Raw genomic sequence first — 15,824 nt, 5'->3', positions numbered from 1 at the left:
GCTCGGCCAGCAGGGGCCGCGCTGGCCTGAAGCCGCCATGTTCAGGGGGCGGGGCGATCCGGCGGATCGGGGCCGTGCTGTCATGACCATTGCCGCGGGTCGTCAGCCGGGGGCTGCTGCAGCGGGCGGACCTGCCGGCGGCGCCGGTGGAGACTGGACCCTCCCTCCGCCCCGTGGCGGGCGTTTCGGGCGGCTGAGCCGGGGGACACGGCCAGCGGGGGGCCGCGCTGGCCTGAAGCCGTCAGGTTCAGGGGGCGGGGCGATCCGGCGGATCGGAGCCGTGCTGTCATGACCATTGCCGCTGGTCGTCGGCCGGCGGTGGGCAGGTCTCGCCCAAGCTTCGCCCAAGCCTCGCGCGGGGCTTGGGCGAAGGCCGGAGAGGCAGGCTCATGGGCTTTGGCCGAGCCGGTCGCGACACTGGCTTCAGCGGCCGGCGTTTTCCCGCGCGCCCTGTCCATGCTCTCCCGCGCGGCGGCCGGGGATCGCGCCCGCGATCGGGACATCGCCGCTCCGTTCCGGGGCCCGGATGCGAAAAGGCCCGGCGCGGGGCCGGGCCTTCGGAACGCTTGGCTTTCAGAATGCCCGGCGTGCGGAGCGCCCCTCAGCGGGTGGGCACCGGCTTCTCGCCGCGATAGTCGTAGAAGCCGCGCTTGGTCTTGCGGCCGAGCCAGCCGGCCTCGACATACTTCACCAGCAGCGGGCAGGGGCGATACTTGGAATCGGCCAGCCCCTCGTGCAGCACCTGCATGATGGCGAGGCAGGTGTCGAGGCCGATGAAGTCCGCGAGCTGCAGCGGGCCCATGGGATGGTTGGCGCCGAGCCGCATGGCCTTGTCGATGGCGTCCACCGAGCCCACGCCCTCGTAGAGGGTGTAGATGGCCTCGTTGATCATGGGCAGCAGGATGCGGTTGACGATGAAGGCCGGGAAGTCCTCGGCCACCGCATAGGTCTTGTGCAGGTTGGAGACGAAGGTCTTGGTGGCCTCGAAGGTCTCGTCATCGGTGGCGATGCCGCGCACCAGCTCCACCAGCTCCATGATCGGCACCGGATTCATGAAGTGAATGCCGATGAAGCGCTCCGGCCGGTCGGTGGCCGCGGCGAGGCGGGTGATGGAGATGGACGAGGTGTTGGAGGCCAGCACGGCTTCCGGGCGCAGCACGGTGCACAGGCCGGTGAAGATCTTGCGCTTCACTTCCTCGCGCTCGGTGGCCGATTCGATCACCATGTCGCAGGGAACGAGGTCCTCGTTGGCGGCGGCGGCGATGATGCGGCCGAGCGCGGCCTGGCGAGCGTCCTCGGTGATGGTGCCCTTGGAGACCTGGCGCGCCATGTTGCCGTTGATGGTGGCGATGCCGGCGCGGATGCGCTCGGGATCGGCATCGTTCAGGTACACATCGTAGCCGGCGAGGGCGCAGACGTGGGCGATGCCGTTGCCCATCTGGCCGGCGCCGATGACCCCGACCTTCTTGATCTCGATCGGCATGATTCTCTCATTTCGCCTGAGGGGCCGCTTGGGCTCCCGGATGAGGATGGCCTGGGCGGCGGGCACCGCGGGGCCGTGATGTGTTTCATCCGAGCACGAGGACGCGGCGCCCCCGTGCTCCTTCTCGTCTCCTGGCCGCCGCCGCTCCGGGGCCGGATGGCGCCCCGCGGCGGCCGGTCGGTCCCGCCGGCGGACCGGCGGGACGGGCGGTCAGCCCTTCACCTTGGCGAGTTCCGCCTTCAGCTCTGGTACCACGGTGAAGATGTCACCCACGAGACCATAGTCGGCAACCTGGAAGATCGGCGCCTCCTCGTCCTTGTTGACGGCGACGATGACCTTGGAGTCCTTCATGCCGGCCAGGTGCTGGATGGCGCCGGAGATGCCGAGCGCGATGTAGAGCTCGGGCGCGACCACCTTGCCGGTCTGGCCCACCTGCCAGTCGTTGGGGGCGTAGCCGGCGTCCACGGCGGCGCGGGAGGCGCCGACGGCAGCGCCCAGCTCGTCCGCAAGCGGCTCGATGATCTCGGCGAACTTCTCGCGCGAGCCCACCGCGCGGCCGCCCGACACGATGATCTTGGCGGCGGTCAGCTCGGGACGGTCGGAGGCGGCGATGCTCTCTTCCACGAAGGTGGAGAGGGCGGGGTCCCCCGCCACGGCCACGCTCTCCACCGGCGCCGCGCCGCCCTCGGCGGTGGCGGCGAAGGAGGCGGTGCGCACCGTGATGACCTTCTTGGCGTCCTTGGACTTCACGGTCTGGATGGCGTTGCCGGCATAGATGGGCCGCTCGAACGTGTCGGCGCTCTCCACCTTGATGATGTCGGAGATCTGCATCACGTCGAGGAGGGCCGCGACGCGGGGCAGCACGTTCTTCACCATGGCGGTGGAGGGGCCGACGATGGCGTCGTAGCCGGGCGCGAGCGACACGATGAGCGCCGCCAGCGGCTCGGCCAGGCGGTGCGCGTAGAGCGCGTCGTCGGCGAGCAGCACCTTGTTGACGCCGGACAGCTTGGCGGCGGCCTCGGCCACGGCCTTCGCGTCCTTGCCGGCCACCAGCACGTCCACCGGCGCGCCGAGGGCGGCGGCGGCGGTCAGGGCCTTGGCGGTGACGCCGTTGAGGGCGGAATTGTCGTGTTCCGCCAGAAGCAAAGTCGCCATCAGATCACCCCCGCCTCGTCCTTGAGCTTCGCCACCAGTTCGGCCACCGAGGCCACCTTCACGCCCGCCTTGCGGCCGGCCGGCTCGGCGGTCTTCAGCACCTCGAGGCGCGGCGCCACGTCGACGCCGTAATCGGCCGGGGTCTTCTCGCCGATGGGCTTCTTCTTGGCCTTCATGATGTTGGGCAGGGAGGCGTAGCGCGGCTCGTTGAGGCGCAGGTCGGTGGTGACGATGGCCGGGCCCTTGAGCTTCACGGTCTGCAGGCCGCCGTCGATCTCGCGGGTGATGGCGAAGCCGCCGTCCTCCACGATCACCTTGGAGGCGAACGTGCCCTGGGGCCAGCCCAGCAACGCGGCGAGCATCTGGCCGGTCTGGTTGGCGTCGTCGTCGATGGCCTGCTTGCCGAGGATCACGAGGCCGGGGGCCTCTTCGCCCACCACGCCCTTCAGGATCTTGGCGACGGCGAGCGGCTCCACCAGCTGGTCGGTCTTCACCAGGATGCCGCGGTCGGCACCCATGGCGAGGGCGGTACGCAGGGTCTCGGAGGCCTGGGCCGGGCCGATGGACACGGCCACCACCTCGGTCGCCTTGCCGGCTTCCTTGAGGCGCAGGGCCTCTTCCACGGCGATCTCGTCGAACGGGTTCATCGACATCTTGATGTTGGCCAGCTCGACGCCCGAGCCGTCCGACTTCACCCGCACCTTGACGTTGTAGTCCACCACCCGCTTCACGGGCACCAAGATCTTCATTAAGGCGTGCTCCCCGTCTGACACCACGGAGGTCCGGACGCGCGCGAGCCGCGCCGGAGACTCCTGCTTCCTTCAGGTTCCCTGCATTGCAGCAAACCTTGGGGCCGGCAACGTAGGAGGGGCCCGAAACCGTGTCAACGCTGGCGAAAATCGCCTCGGTGCCCGTCCTCGCCCGGCGCCGCGGGCACGCCCGAGGGATCGGGGTCGAGCAGGGCCACGCCGCGCCGGCGCAGCACCGGCACCAGCGCCGCGCCGGCCGCGAAGCCGCCGAGGTGGGCCCACCACGCGGTCTCGCCCTCGCCGGCCTGGAGCACCTGCCACACCTGCACCGCGAGCCACAACCCGATGACCAGATAGGCCGGCACCTTCAGCGGCACCTTCATGAACACCAGCGCCCACAGGCGGATGTTGGGATGCAGCAGCAGGTAGGCGGCGATCACTCCGGCCACCGCCCCCGAGGCCCCCACCAGCGGCGCCTCCGCCTCCGGCTGGGCGAGCACGTGGACGAGCCCGGCCGCCGCCCCGCACAAAAGGTAGAACAGGAGGAAGCGGGCATGGCCCATGGCATCCTCCACATTGTCGGCGAATACCCACAGGAAGGCCATGTTGCCGATGAGGTGCAGCCAGCTCCCGTGCAGGAACATGTAGGTGAGGAGGGTGAGGTCCGGCGGCACGGCGAGGTAGCCTTCCGGCAGCACCGCCGCGCCCGAGACCACCGCCGGAATGGCGCCGAACGACACCATGCCCGCCTCCGCCGGCGCGCCCGAGATGCCGCCCTGCAGCACCGCGAACACCAGCACGTTCAGCATGATGAGGCCGTAGGTCACATACGGCCGGAGGACGTGCTCCAGCGGGTTGATGTCGGCGATGGGCACGAACATGGGCGGCCTCGGCGCGGCGGCTGCAGCGGGATCGCCGCACTCTACCGCGCCCGCGCCGGCCGTGGAACCGCGCCGCCCGGCGGCTCAGCGGCTGCCGCCCGGCACCCACAGCACGTCGTGGGCGCCGCGCGCGTTGGCGAAGCGGCTCGCCACGAACAGCAGGTCCGACAGCCGGTTCACGTACTGGATGGCGCTCGCGCCCACCGCGTCCTCGGCGCTGTGGGAGAGGGCGACCATCTCCCGCTCCGCCCGCCGGCAGATGGTGCGGGCGAGGTGCAGGTGGGCCGCCGCCGGCGTGCCGCCGGGCAGCACGAAGGAGGTGAGGGGAGCGAGCTCGGCGTTGAGGGCGTCGATGTCGCGCTCCAGGCGCTCCACCTGGGCCGGCACGATGCGCAGCGCGTCGCCGGGCGCCTCGTTGGCGGCGGCGGGGGTGCACAGGTCGGCCCCGAGGTCGAACAGGTCGTTCTGGACGTTCTTCAGCATGGCATCGAGCACCGGCTCGCCGGCGAGGTGCAGGCGGGCGATGCCCACGGCGGCGTTGGCCTCGTCCACCGAGCCATAGGCCATGACGCGGATGTCGTACTTCGCCACCCGCGCGCCGGTGCCGAGCCCGGTGGTGCCGTCGTCGCCGGTGCGCGTGTAGATCTTGTTGAGCTTCACCATGGGGTTGCCTCCAGAAACGGGAAAGGGCGCGGGGCCTCAGCGATGCATGGCGAACACCGTGGCCGCCACCAGCGCCACGGCGATGAGCTGGGCCAGCACCCGCAGCCGCATCAGCCTCTGCGCGCGCCGGGGCGAGCCGCCGGACGCGAGATTGAGCAGGCCGAGCAGCAGCACCCCCGCCACCACCGCCAGGGCGAGCGGGATGAAGACATAGATGGACCAGTGCAGCATGGCCTCCTCCCCGTCTCCCGCCCCGCGCGCGCCGTCAGTTGAGCGCGACGATCGCCCCGTTGAGGGCCGTGGCGTAGCACACCCAGAGAAGATACGGCACCAGCAGCGCGCCGGCGAGCCGGTCCACCGCGAAGGCCGCCCGCAGCGCCGCGGCGAGCGCCGCCACCAGGGCCAGGACGACGAGCAGCCCCGCGAACGGCGCCCTGAGGCCGAAGAACACCGGCGACCACGCCGCGTTGAGCGCGAGCTGTACGAGGAAAAGGAGGATGGCCCGCCTCTGCGCCGGGCCCGGCGGCGCGCGGTCCCACAGGCGCCAGAGGGCGAGCGCCATCAGGGCATAGAGCAGGCTCCAGGCGATGGGAAAGGCCGCGTCGGGCGGGGTCCACGCGGGCTTGGCGAGGCCCGCGTACCAGCCGGGGATGGCCGGAGCGGTCACCGCTCCGCCGATGGCCGCGACGATGGTGACGAGGGCGGCGCAGGCGCAGAGCCGCAGGAAGGCGCGCACCGGCCCGAAGCGGGCGGAGGCCGTGGGTTTCAGGGCCACTCGCGGCTTCTCGGGCGAGGACGCGTCGGGTTCGGGGGTGTCGGGCAAGGGCAGGCTCCGCGTTCGGCCCAGGCCGGGAGCTTAGTCGATCCCGGCGGGCACGGGCAGTGGCCTGCATGCGCGATCGTCCTTGGTGCGCCGCCTGAGCGCCATCGCGGAGCATTGCCGCTCCCGCGATGGCGCATGTCCGTCAGGTGGCGATGCGCCGGGTGATCTCGTCCACCGGCAGCTTCACGAGGTCCTTGGCCACCTCTCCCTCCACCACGGCGCGGGCCTGCGGGCCCAGGGCCTCACGCAGCACGCCGAGGGCCTTGGGCGGGGCCACCAGCAGCAGGCGGCGCACCTCGCCGGCGGCAGCCAGCGCCTCCAGCCGCTCGGCAAGGCGCCGCAGGAAGGCGGCTTCCTCGGCGGTGTGGATGTCCGTGACCTCCACCGCGCTGCGCGACACGCCCGCCGATTCGTGGACCCGGCCGGGGCGGTCCGTGCCCTGGGCGGCCGTGGTCTCGTGGGGCTCGCTCACGGTGTCCACCACCGCGAGCTTCGGCGCCGGGGGAATGCCGGTGTCTGCCAGCAGCAGGGCCTTGGCGCCATCGGCGACCACCACCACGCGATTGCACTTGGTCAGCAGTTCCTTGGCGAGCGTTCCCATGACGTTTCTCCTCCATGCCTCTGCCATGGCGCGCGTGCGGCCGCGCCGTCCCGCGCCGGAACCCGCAGCTTCGGCGCCGCGGGCCGGCCGCGCCTTGCGCCGGATCAAGCCACCCCTCCGCCGCGACGTCATGACGGAAGGTCTTGCTTGCGCGCCGGGCGTGGCGCGTGAGATCATCATATTTCCAGTTGCGCCCGCAGCAATCGGGATGGTCCGCCGGGCGCGCAAGAGGGGAAGGGACGATGCCTTTTCTCGTCAGGTTTCTCGTGACTCACGCGGTGATCGGCGTGTCGCTGGCGGTAGTGCTCGTGGGCGCCATGGTGGCGTTCGACGTCGCCGGCCTCGGCGGCCTGCTGACCGGCTCCGAGGACGGCGTGCTCGCCCTGGTGCTGCTTACCTTCGGCCTCGGCGTCACCTTCGGCAGCGTGCAGATGGGCTTCGCCGTGATGCTGATGAGCGAGAACGATGAGCCGCCGCGCGGCCGCCGGGTGCTCTCGCGCCTCGTGCCGCGTCCGGTGAAGGTCACCGCCGGCCGTTGATCTTCGGCCGGGGCGGGCGGAAGCGCGCTTCCGCGCTTTGGAAAAGCGCCGTCGCGCCCCCTGTGCGCGGGGGCGGCGCTTCACGGCCGGCTCCGGTGCTGTCGATCTGCCGAATGTCCCGCTCGCTTGCGCCCGCCCGCCGGCCCGATCCCGGCAGGCGGGCGTTTTGCTGTCCGGGCCCGCGTCCGGCGCAGCTCGGCGGTGGCCGGTGTCGCGATCGCGCGGAGGCTGCGCGCTCCGGACGGAACGCCGCGTCCGATGTCGGACATCGTGGCACGCGCCGGCCCGCTGCCGGACGACGGTGCTCTCGGCCACGCCGGTGCGGTCCTTGAGCGAGGCTCGCGTTTTCGAGCGACGTGGAACCCGGTGCGTGTGAGGAAGACGCGTCACCTCAAGAAACTGGCGGGCTTCCGCGATCCCATGAAACGGGGAAACGCTCCAGGGCCGGGATGCCGTGACGTGCGTTGGTCCATCGCCGGAGGCCGGCGCCCCTGCCGCATCCGCGCGGTGCCCGCGCGCGGCGCGCCCGGCATCAGGTGGCGACCCGCGCCGGTGGCCTCATGCCAACGACCCAAGGGGGTCTTCGCCGGACCCGCTCTCTCGGGTCGTTCTCTCCGCTCCCCAGCTACGCCTGCGGGGCGTCTGAGCGAGATCCGCCGGGCGCCGGCCGAAGACCGGCGCCCGTGGCGTCACTTGTCCTTGCGGCGCATGGCCTCCGCCATCGCGGCGGCGAAGGCGCCGCCGCCGCTCTGGTCGCGGCCCGCCGGGCCCCGTCGCCCGTCGCGCCCGCCGGGATTGGGCGCGGCCGGGCGCGGCGCGCCCTGGTCCGGCCGCCGGCCGTCGCCGCCCGCCGGCCGGGCTCCGGCGTCGTCCTTGCGCATGGAGAGGGCGATGCGCTTGCGCTTCACGTCCACGTCCACCACCCGCACCTTCACGACATCGCCGGCCTTGACCACCTCGTGGGGGTCCTTCACGAACCGGTCCGCCAGCGCCGAGACATGGACCAGCCCGTCCTGGTGCACGCCGATGTCCACGAAGGCGCCGAAGGCGGCGACGTTGGTCACCGTGCCCTCCAGCACCATGCCGGGCTTCAGGTCGCTCATCTCGTGGACGCCCTCGGCGAAGGTGGCGGTCTTGAAGGCCGGGCGCGGGTCGCGGCCGGGCTTCTCCAGCTCGCTCAGGATGTCGCGCACCGTGGGCAGGCCGAAGCGCTCGTCCACGAAGGCGCGCGGGTCCAGCGCCTTCAGCGCCGCCGTGTCACCCATGAGCGCGCGCACGTCGCGCCCGCAGGCGGAAACGATCTTCTTGGCGAGGTCGTACGCCTCCGGATGCACCGCCGAGGCGTCGAGCGGCTCCTTGCCGTCGGGGATGCGCAGGAAGCCGGCGGCAAGCTCGAACGTGCGCGGGCCGAGGCGCGAGACCTTGAGCAGCTCCTTGCGGGTCTTGAACGCGCCCACGGTGTTGCGGTGGGCGACGATGGCCTCCGCCAGCGAGGTGCCGAGGCCCGACACGCGGGCGAGCAGGGAGGCGGAAGCGGTGTTGAGGTCGACGCCCACCGCGTTCACGGCATCCTCCACCACCGCGTCGAGGGCCTTGGCGAGGCGAGCCTGGTCCACGTCGTGCTGGTACTGGCCGACGCCGATGGATTTCGGCTCGATCTTCACCAGCTCTGCCAGCGGGTCCTGCAGGCGCCGGGCGATGGAGACTGCGCCGCGCAGGGAGACGTCGATGTCCGGCATCTCGGCGGCGGCCATGGCGGAGGCGGAATAGACCGAGGCGCCGGCCTCGCTCACCACCACCTTGATGGGCTTCCGGCCTTCGGCGTCCGGCGGCAGGGCGGCGAGGATGTCGGCGGCGAGCTTGTCGGTCTCGCGGCTGGCGGTGCCGTTGCCGATGGCGATCAGCTCCACATGGTGCCGGCGGATGAGGCTGGCCAGCTCGGCCATGGCGCCCTGCACGTCGTTGCGCGGCTGGAAGGGATAGACGGTGGAGGTGGCGATGAGCTTGCCGGTGCCGTCCACCACCGCCACCTTCACGCCGGTGCGGATGCCGGGGTCGAGGCCCATGGTGGCGCGCGAGCCCGCCGGGGCGGCCAAAAGCAGGTCCTTGAGGTTGCGGGCGAAGACGTGGATCGCCTCCTCCTCCGCGCGCTCGCGCAGCTCGCCCATGAGGTCGATGGTGAGGTGGAGCGAGAGCTTCACCCGCCACGCCCAGCGCGCCACGTCGAGCAGGTAGGCATTCGCCGGACTGCCGTTGGCGAGCGGAATCTCGTAGGCCTCGGCGACGATGCGCTCCACCGGCTTGATGGGGCTGGTCGCCTCCTCGTCCACCACCAGGTCGAGGGTCAGCATCTCCTCGTTGCGCCCGCGCAGCATGGCGAGCACGCGGTGGCTGGGCGCGCCGGCCCATTTCTCGGTGTGGTCGAAATAGTCGCGGAACTTGGCGCCCGCCTCCTCCTTGCCCTCGGCCACCCTGGCCTTGAGCACGGCATTGCCCTTCATGTAGGTGCGCAGGCGGCCCACCAGGTCGGCATTCTCGGCGAAGGTCTCCACCAATATGTCGCGGGCGCCGTCCAGGGCGGCCTTCACGTCCGCCACCTGGTCGTTCAGGAAGCGGGCGGCCAGCTCCGCGGGCACCGCCTTGCGGTCGGAGAGGATGGCTTCCGCCAGCGGGCCGAGGCCCTTCTCGCGGGCGATCTCCGCCTTGGTGCGGCGCTTGGGCTTGTAGGGGAGGTAGAGATCCTCCAGCTCGGCCTTGGTGGGCACGGCGAGGATCCTGGCGCGCAGGTCGTCGGTGAGCTTGCCCTGGCCCTCGATGGAGGCGAGCACGGTGGCGCGGCGCGCTTCCAGCTCGCGCAGGTAGGAGAGGCGCTCCTCCAGGGTGCGAAGCTGGGTGTCGTCGAGGCCGCCGGTCACTTCCTTGCGGTAGCGGGCGATGAAGGGCACGGTCGCGCCCTCGTCCATGAGGCCCACCGCCGCGCTCACCTGGGCCGGGCGGGCGCCGATCTCGCCGGCGATGATGCGGGCGATCGCTTCGGCGTCCCCCGCCTTGGGGTTGCCTGTGGACTGCGCGGCCATGGCGGCTCCTCGAAGGTTCGTTTCGGGGGCACGGCCATAGCCCAGGGTTGCGGCGCTGTCACGGCAGCGGGGTGGGAAAGGCCACAGGAAAGGGCCCCTCCCGCCACGCATCAGGCGGAAAGGACCTCCGCCAACGCATCGGCGAAGCGGTCCGCCTGCGCGAGGGTGAGGCAGAGCGGCGGGCGTACCTTCAGCACATGGCCGAGGGGCCCCGCCGCGCCGATGAGGATGCCCTTCTCCCGCAGCGCGTTGATGAGGGCGGAGGCGCCCGCCGGGTCCGCCGCGCCATCCTCCCGCGCCACGATCTCGACGCCGAGATAGAGCCCGGCGCCGCGCACCTCGCCGATGGCGGGGCAGCGCGCGCGCATGGCGTTGAGGTGCTCCACGATATGGGCGCCGACCGTGCGGGCGTTCTCCATCAGCCCGTCCTCGGCGATGGCGTCCAGCACCGCGAGGCCGGCGGCGCTGGCCACCGGATTGCCGCCGAAAGTGTTGAAATAGCCGAATTCGTCGGCGAAGCGGGTGAGCAGCTCCGGCCGCGTCACCACGCCGCCCATGGGGAAGCCGTTGCCCATGGGCTTGCCCATGGTCACCACGTCCGGCACCACGCCGTGGCGGGCGAAGCCCCACATGGCGGTGCCGGTGCGGGCGAAGCCCGGCTGCACCTCGTCGGCGATGACGAGGCCGCCCAGCGCCCGTGTCGCCGCATAGGCCGGGGCGAGGAAGCCCACCGGGTCCGCATAGACCCCGTCGGAGGAGAAGATGCTGTCCACCAGCAGGCCGGCGAAGGGGATGCCCTGGGCCGCCATGGCGGCGGCGGCGGCGGTGATGGCGGCGGCGAAGCCCGCCCCCACGTCCGCCCCGTAATGGCGCGGGTGGGGCGGGGGCACGGCGCGCACATGGGCCGGCGGCGCGCCGGTCCTGTAGGAGGAGGGGGAGACCTCGGTCACCGCCAAGGTGTTGCCGTGGTAGGCGGTCTCGGTGACGACGATGCCCATGCCGCCGGTCGCCCCGCGCACCAGCCGCAGGGCGAGGTCGTTGCTTTCCGAGCCGGTGCAGGTGAAGGCGACGTTGGTGAGCGGCGCGGGGAAATGCGCGAGCAGCCGCTCGGCATAATCATGCACCTCGTCGAACAGGTAGCGGGTGTGGGTGTTGTAGCGCCCCATCTGGCGGGAGACGGCCTCCACCACACGCGGGTTGCAGTGCCCCACAGAGGGGACGTTGTTGTAGAGGTCGAGATAGGCGCGCCCGTCGGCGGTGAAGATCTCGGCGCCCTGCGCGCGCACGATATGCAACGGCTCCTCATAGAACAGCACGGAGGTGGCGCCGAAGCTCCGGCGCCGGCGGGCGACCAGCCGCGCCACGTCTTCGGAGAGCGCGGCGCCGCCGTCGGCGGCGAAGGCGTTGAGGGCGAGGATCTGCTTCTTCGCGCGAGCCGTCTGGCCCATGGGTGCACCTTTTCTCTGTGTTCGTCTCCTGCCCACGGGGGCGGGAGACGCTCCAAGTCTTCGCGTCACCAAGTCTTCGCGTTACCGCGTCTTCTTCAGGCGAGGCGGGTCCGCCCCGCCTGAAGATGCCTCCATCGTCAGCCGTGGCGGGCGAGGAAGGCGTCCGCCAGCCCCAGCGTGCCCTCGGTGTAGGGGATGCCCATGGCCTGCCCGGTGGGCGTCTCGGCATGGGAGGCGACCCAGGCCGTGAGCTGGATGCGCCGCAGCATCACGAACAGGTCGAGCTGGTCGGAGGCGTCGGCCGGCAGCGGCGCCTCGGCGCGGTAGCCCTCCATCCAGGCCGCCTTGAGCGCGGGCACGTAGGGCTCGTGCTCCAGGAAGGAGATGGAGGCCGCGAAATCGAACAGGAACCAGGAGAAGCCGCAGTCGTCGAAATCGATCAGGGCGAGCCTGTCGCCCTCCACCAGCAGGTTGGCGAGCCGCAGGTCGGCGTGCACGAGGCCGAAGCTGTCGGGCTGCGACAGGGGCCGCAGCTTCTCCTTCAGCAGCGCCGCCGTGCGCTCCAGCAGCGCTCGGCCTTTCTCGTCCAGACCGAGACTTAAGCGGAAGTCACCCCAGTGGGGCGCCTCGCCGAGCGTGGTGTCGAAGTTCCACACCTTGCGGGTGAAGCCTTCCGGCCGCGTCCAGCCGCGCGCATGGGCGTGGAGGCGGGCATGGATGGCGCCGAGCTGGCGGAACCAGCCCACCAGGTCCTCGCCCTCCGCCGGCTCCGCGCCGCCGAGGAACTCGAAGCCCACCACGTGGCGGGTGGTGCCGCCGTCGTCGATGTCGGCGATGAGGCCGCCGTCCGCCAGCTCCAGCGGGCGGGGCGTGGTGATGACCTCGTCCGCGCGCAGGGCCGCGATCCAGGCCAGCTCGGAGGCGATCTCCTCCCGGCTGTGGTAGCCCGGCCGGTGGACGCGGAACACGAGCCGGCCGGCCTGCGCGTCGGTGACGCGGAAGGTGGCGTTCTCGGAGATGGTGAGCAGCTTCACCTCGGCGTCGGAGCCGAGCCCCCAGCGGGGCAGGGCGCCGCGCACGCCGTCCTCGAGCCGCTTCAGGAAATCGTCGTCGTAGAGCACTCGTCCCTCCCGCAAGGCTGCCGGTCCAGCAACGCCTTGAATTCGTTCAGCTCCATCACGTTGCAATAGATCATGTTGATGATGTCGAGCTCGGCCTCGTGCAGGGCCATGGAGGCGGCCGCGCAGCAGTCTTCCAGCACGATCACGTCGAAGCTCTCGTCGGCGAGGCTGCGCACGGTGGAGGCCACGCACTGGTCGGTGAAGATGCCCGCGCACACCACCGTGCGGATGCCGAGATTGTGCAGCATCAGCCGCAGGCTGGTGCCGGTGAGGGCGGAGTCCGTGGTCTTGGTCACCACGATCTCGTCGCCCTCTGGCGCCACCTGCGCGACGATCTGGCTCGCGTGCTTGTCCTTGGGCAGCAGCAGGTTGTTGAAGCCGGGCTTCTTCTGGCTCAGCGAGCGCTCGCGCCCGTCGCAGGTGGCGCAGGCGATGCGGGCGTGCAGCACCTCCATGCTGCGGGCGCGGAAGGCGGCGAGCGCATGGGCGATGTTAGGGAGCACCACCTCGCCCATGCGGGCGTGGAAGGGCGTCCAGGCATCGTAATGGGCTCGCGCCTCTGGCGCCAGGCTCTCGCGCGCGGGGCGCTCCAGATAGGTGTTCTGCACGTCGATGACGAGCAGCGCGGTGGCGGCGGGCGTGACGACCGGGTCGTCCGGCTCCGGCGCGGCGGCGTAGTAGAGGGAGCGGTGGCGCCTCTTCCAGCCGCTGTTGGTATCGTCGGTCATTGGCCGCTCCGTGGGCCGGCGATCACCACCTCCACCCGCGCCCGCTCCAGCGCGCGGGCGACGGCGGGCGGGGGCGGCGCATCGGTGACGAGGCGGCCGATGTCGTGCCAGCGGCCCCAGATGGCGAGCGCCTGCTGGGCGAACTTGGTGTGGTCGGCCACCACCAGGGTCTCGGCCGCGCGCAGCACCATGGCCTTGTAGACGGAGGCGGCGCCGCGCTCGGCCTCGCTCAGCCCCTCGGCGGTGATGCCGCTGGCGCCGAGGATGGCCCAGTTGGCGTTGTAGGACTGCAGGAACTCGATGGTCTCCGAGCCCGTCATCATGCCCTCGCGCCCGTTGTAGCGGCCGGGGCACATGAGCACGGTGATGGTGGGATTGGCCGCGAGCACGGTGGCCACCGAGAAGGAATGGGTGATGACGGTGACATTCCGGCACTCCGCCGCCATGCGCCGCGCCACATGGGTGGTGGTGGCGCCGGCGCCCACCGCCACCACCTCGTTGGGCTTGATGAACCGCACGGCGGCGGCGGCGATGGCCTCGCGCTCGGCCACCATCATCAGGTGGCGCTCGCTCACCGAGGGCTCGGTGCCCAGCGGGCGCACCGCGCCGCCATAGGTGCGGCTGATGAGCCCCTTCTCGGACAGCTCGAACAGGTCGCGCCGGATGGTCTCGGTGGAGACCGCGAGCTCGGCCGCCAGCTCCGACACGCGCAGGGTGGAGGAGGCCATGAGCTCGCGCACGATGCGCTCGTGCCGGGCGGTCTTGGAGAGCCGGGCGCGCTCCGCCTCGGGGGCGTCCGGCAGGTCGGCGGGATCGTCCGCGCTCATGCCGCCCGCGCCTTCCTGACCGCGAAGCCGAGAAGCGCGCCGCCCAGCAGCACGGCGGCGGCCGCGAGCGTCGCCATGGTGCCGAGCGCCGGCACCATGGGCGTGTAGCCCGCCACCATCTTCGCATAGAGCCACTTCGGCACCGTGGAATCCGCGCCGGCGGTGTAGAGCGAGAGCGGGAAGTTGCCCCAGGAGAGCAGGAAGGCGAACAGCGCCCCCGACCAGATGCCCGGCCACAGCAGCGGCAGGGTCACGTTGGTCATCACCTCCAGCCGCGAGGCGCCGAGATCGAACGCCGCCTCCTCCAGCGAGGGATCGAAGCCATAGACCTTGATGGCGATGACGAGGGTGACCACCGGCACGATCCACACCATGTGGGCGAACACCGCGGTCATCCACGATGTGGTGATGCCGAGCGCCGAATAGGCGAGCAGCAAGGCGAGCCCCAGCACCGGCTGCGGAAAGAAGACGGGAAGAAGAATGAGCTTCTGGTAGAGCTTCCGGCCCTTCCAGTCATAGCGGGCGAAGGCCAGCGCGCCGAAGAAGGCGATGACCACCGAGAATACCGTGACCACCGCCGCCACCAGCAGCGAGTTCTGCACGATCATCGTGATCTCGATGGAATCCGCCGTCTTCTCCCACCATTCCGTGGAGAAGGCGCGGATGGGGAAGGCGAAGTAGCGGCCCTTCGAGACGCTCGCCAGCGCCACGCAGGCGATGGGCAGGTAGACGAGGAGCACCACGAAGGCGGTCCAGGCGGAAAGAAGCACGCGGGTGCGCAGCTTGTCCTGTTCCATCAGCGCCTCCCGAGCAGCCGGTCGAGATCGAGCCGGGCGAAGACGAGAAGGGTGAGCGCGCCGATGAAGGCCGTCACCACCACCGCCAGCGCCGAGCCGAGCGGCCAGTTCTGGGCATAGGTGAAGGCGATCTCGATGTCGTGGGAGATCACGATCACCGATTGTCCGCCGAGGATCTTGGCCTCCGAGACCGCGCCGATGGCGAGCACGAAGGTGAGCAGCATGCCGATGAGGATGCCCGGCATGGCCAGCGGCACTTCCACCTCGCGCCAGATCTGGAACCGGTTGGCGCCGAGGTCGCGGGCCGCGTCGATGAGATCGCGCGGCACCATGGAGAGGCCGAGCGTGAGCGGGAACAGCATGAACGGCAGGTAGGTATAGACCATGCCGGCCAGGATCATGCCCGGCGTGTAGAGCAGCGTCGGCGCGCCATCGAGCCCGAGCGCCTTCAAGGTGCCGTCGAGCACGCCGTTCTTGATGAAGAACAGCACCCAGCCGTAGAGCCGCACGTTCTCCGACACGAACAGCGGGAACACGAACAGCACCGAGACCAGGGACGACCAGCGCCCGAACAGGAACACCATGCCGTAGGCGATGGGATAGGCCACCACCGCCAGGATGGCGCAGGTGAGGAGCGCGAAGCCCACCGACCACGCGAACGAGAGCCACACCGTGTTGCCGGCCGAGAACAGCTCCGCATAGTTCGCGAGGGAGAAGGCGCGGAACACATCGAACGTGCGCGGCGGCGCGAACGAGAAGGCGAGGATGGCGACCAGCGGCGCCAGGAACCCCGCCGCCAGCAGCACGGCGACGGGCAGGGCGCAGCGGGCGCCGGCGGCGGCCCACAGCGCCGCGAGGCGGGCGGAGAGCGGCGCGCTCTCCCGCGCGGTGGGGGCGGAGGGCAGGGCGGTTTCGCCGAGGGCGTCGCTCAT

16 protein-coding genes are annotated in these 15,824 nt (G+C 71.1%); 1 reads left to right on the top strand and 15 read right to left on the bottom strand.

What is annotated here, in order from left to right:
- Positions 1 to 601 precede the first annotated feature (601 nt).
- The 8 genes from V5F75_RS01945 to V5F75_RS01910 form a co-directional block, all read right to left on the bottom strand.
- Entirely contained in the window at positions 602 to 1,483 is an 882-nt protein-coding gene (locus V5F75_RS01945; protein ID WP_394036338.1) for a 3-hydroxybutyryl-CoA dehydrogenase, read from the bottom strand.
- 210 nt (positions 1,484 to 1,693) lie between these two features.
- Positions 1,694 to 2,638 (bottom strand): electron transfer flavoprotein subunit alpha/FixB family protein, encoded by a 945-nt coding sequence (locus V5F75_RS01940; RefSeq protein ID WP_394036340.1) that lies wholly within the window; start codon positions 2,636 to 2,638, stop codon positions 1,694 to 1,696.
- A complete protein-coding gene (locus V5F75_RS01935) occupies positions 2,638 to 3,387 on the bottom strand; it encodes an electron transfer flavoprotein subunit beta/FixA family protein (RefSeq protein ID WP_394036342.1) in 750 nt (249 codons plus the stop codon). The genes V5F75_RS01940 and V5F75_RS01935 overlap by 1 nt, the downstream gene beginning before the upstream one ends.
- A 134-nt stretch (positions 3,388 to 3,521) precedes the next feature.
- Positions 3,522 to 4,268 (bottom strand): rhomboid family intramembrane serine protease, encoded by a 747-nt coding sequence (locus tag V5F75_RS01930; protein ID WP_394036344.1) that lies wholly within the window; start codon positions 4,266 to 4,268, stop codon positions 3,522 to 3,524.
- 84 nt (positions 4,269 to 4,352) lie between these two features.
- On the bottom strand, positions 4,353 to 4,931 hold the full coding sequence (locus V5F75_RS01925) for a cob(I)yrinic acid a,c-diamide adenosyltransferase (protein WP_394036346.1): 579 nt from the start codon (positions 4,929 to 4,931) through the stop codon (positions 4,353 to 4,355).
- 36 nt (positions 4,932 to 4,967) lie between these two features.
- Entirely contained in the window at positions 4,968 to 5,162 is a 195-nt protein-coding gene (locus V5F75_RS01920; protein ID WP_394036348.1) for a twin transmembrane helix small protein, read from the bottom strand.
- Between the two features lie 34 nt (positions 5,163 to 5,196).
- The gene (locus tag V5F75_RS01915; RefSeq protein ID WP_394036432.1) at positions 5,197 to 5,700 is read right to left on the bottom strand and encodes a TspO/MBR family protein; all 504 of its coding nucleotides are present in this window, start codon (positions 5,698 to 5,700) and stop codon (positions 5,197 to 5,199) included.
- 196 nt (positions 5,701 to 5,896) lie between these two features.
- Complete coding sequence (locus V5F75_RS01910; RefSeq protein WP_394036350.1) at positions 5,897 to 6,355, bottom strand: host attachment protein; 459 nt, start codon at positions 6,353 to 6,355, stop codon at positions 5,897 to 5,899.
- 242 nt (positions 6,356 to 6,597) lie between these two features.
- On the opposite strand from V5F75_RS01910, the gene V5F75_RS01905 reads away from it, so the two are divergent.
- Positions 6,598 to 6,894, top strand: coding sequence for a hypothetical protein (locus tag V5F75_RS01905; RefSeq protein WP_394036352.1), 297 nt, complete (start codon positions 6,598 to 6,600; stop codon positions 6,892 to 6,894).
- 689 nt (positions 6,895 to 7,583) lie between these two features.
- Here V5F75_RS01905 and V5F75_RS01900 read toward each other — a convergent pair.
- The 7 genes from V5F75_RS01900 to V5F75_RS01870 form a co-directional block, all read right to left on the bottom strand.
- The gene (locus tag V5F75_RS01900) at positions 7,584 to 9,971 is read right to left on the bottom strand and encodes a Tex family protein (protein ID WP_394036355.1); all 2,388 of its coding nucleotides are present in this window, start codon (positions 9,969 to 9,971) and stop codon (positions 7,584 to 7,586) included.
- A 110-nt stretch (positions 9,972 to 10,081) separates the two neighbouring features.
- Entirely contained in the window at positions 10,082 to 11,419 is a 1,338-nt protein-coding gene (locus V5F75_RS01895) for an aspartate aminotransferase family protein (protein WP_394036357.1), read from the bottom strand.
- A 137-nt stretch (positions 11,420 to 11,556) separates the two neighbouring features.
- Complete coding sequence (locus V5F75_RS01890) at positions 11,557 to 12,540, bottom strand: phosphotransferase enzyme family protein (RefSeq protein WP_394036359.1); 984 nt, start codon at positions 12,538 to 12,540, stop codon at positions 11,557 to 11,559.
- The gene (locus tag V5F75_RS01885; protein ID WP_394036361.1) at positions 12,516 to 13,268 is read right to left on the bottom strand and encodes a cysteine hydrolase family protein; all 753 of its coding nucleotides are present in this window, start codon (positions 13,266 to 13,268) and stop codon (positions 12,516 to 12,518) included. The genes V5F75_RS01890 and V5F75_RS01885 overlap by 25 nt, the downstream gene beginning before the upstream one ends.
- Positions 13,265 to 14,095 (bottom strand): DeoR/GlpR family DNA-binding transcription regulator, encoded by an 831-nt coding sequence (locus V5F75_RS01880; protein WP_394036363.1) that lies wholly within the window; start codon positions 14,093 to 14,095, stop codon positions 13,265 to 13,267. Before V5F75_RS01880 ends, V5F75_RS01885 begins: the two co-directional genes overlap by 4 nt.
- Positions 14,092 to 14,892 carry an ABC transporter permease gene (locus V5F75_RS01875; RefSeq protein ID WP_394036365.1) on the bottom strand — a complete coding sequence of 267 codons (801 nt, stop codon included), beginning with the start codon at positions 14,890 to 14,892 and terminating at the stop codon, positions 14,092 to 14,094. The genes V5F75_RS01880 and V5F75_RS01875 overlap by 4 nt, the downstream gene beginning before the upstream one ends.
- A complete protein-coding gene (locus V5F75_RS01870) occupies positions 14,892 to 15,824 on the bottom strand; it encodes an ABC transporter permease (protein WP_394036368.1) in 933 nt (310 codons plus the stop codon). Before V5F75_RS01870 ends, V5F75_RS01875 begins: the two co-directional genes overlap by 1 nt.

This window comes from Xanthobacter albus, assembly GCF_043194895.2.
Lineage (GTDB): Bacteria > Pseudomonadota > Alphaproteobacteria > Rhizobiales > Xanthobacteraceae > Xanthobacter.
This window is presented reverse-complemented; position numbering and strand designations above follow the sequence as displayed.

What these genes read in the sequence shown, in the direction of transcription:
- V5F75_RS01875 (WP_394036365.1), bottom strand. Translation starts at nt 14,892, where the DNA reads ATGGAACAGGACAAGCTGCGCACCCGCGTGCTTCTTTCCGCCTGGACC.
- V5F75_RS01895 (WP_394036357.1), bottom strand. Translation starts at nt 11,419, where the DNA reads ATGGGCCAGACGGCTCGCGCGAAGAAGCAGATCCTCGCCCTCAACGCC.
- V5F75_RS01940 (WP_394036340.1), bottom strand. Translation starts at nt 2,638, where the DNA reads ATGGCGACTTTGCTTCTGGCGGAACACGACAATTCCGCCCTCAACGGC.
- V5F75_RS01935 (WP_394036342.1), bottom strand. Translation starts at nt 3,387, where the DNA reads ATGAAGATCTTGGTGCCCGTGAAGCGGGTGGTGGACTACAACGTCAAG.
- V5F75_RS01930 (WP_394036344.1), bottom strand. Translation starts at nt 4,268, where the DNA reads ATGTTCGTGCCCATCGCCGACATCAACCCGCTGGAGCACGTCCTCCGG.
- V5F75_RS01905 (WP_394036352.1), top strand. Translation starts at nt 6,598, where the DNA reads ATGCCTTTTCTCGTCAGGTTTCTCGTGACTCACGCGGTGATCGGCGTG.
- V5F75_RS01945 (WP_394036338.1), bottom strand. Translation starts at nt 1,483, where the DNA reads ATGCCGATCGAGATCAAGAAGGTCGGGGTCATCGGCGCCGGCCAGATG.
- V5F75_RS01920 (WP_394036348.1), bottom strand. Translation starts at nt 5,162, where the DNA reads ATGCTGCACTGGTCCATCTATGTCTTCATCCCGCTCGCCCTGGCGGTG.
- V5F75_RS01885 (WP_394036361.1), bottom strand. Translation starts at nt 13,268, where the DNA reads ATGACCGACGATACCAACAGCGGCTGGAAGAGGCGCCACCGCTCCCTC.
- V5F75_RS01900 (WP_394036355.1), bottom strand. Translation starts at nt 9,971, where the DNA reads ATGGCCGCGCAGTCCACAGGCAACCCCAAGGCGGGGGACGCCGAAGCG.
- V5F75_RS01870 (WP_394036368.1), bottom strand. Translation starts at nt 15,824, where the DNA reads ATGAGCGACGCCCTCGGCGAAACCGCCCTGCCCTCCGCCCCCACCGCG.
- V5F75_RS01880 (WP_394036363.1), bottom strand. Translation starts at nt 14,095, where the DNA reads ATGAGCGCGGACGATCCCGCCGACCTGCCGGACGCCCCCGAGGCGGAG.
- V5F75_RS01925 (WP_394036346.1), bottom strand. Translation starts at nt 4,931, where the DNA reads ATGGTGAAGCTCAACAAGATCTACACGCGCACCGGCGACGACGGCACC.
- V5F75_RS01910 (WP_394036350.1), bottom strand. Translation starts at nt 6,355, where the DNA reads ATGGGAACGCTCGCCAAGGAACTGCTGACCAAGTGCAATCGCGTGGTG.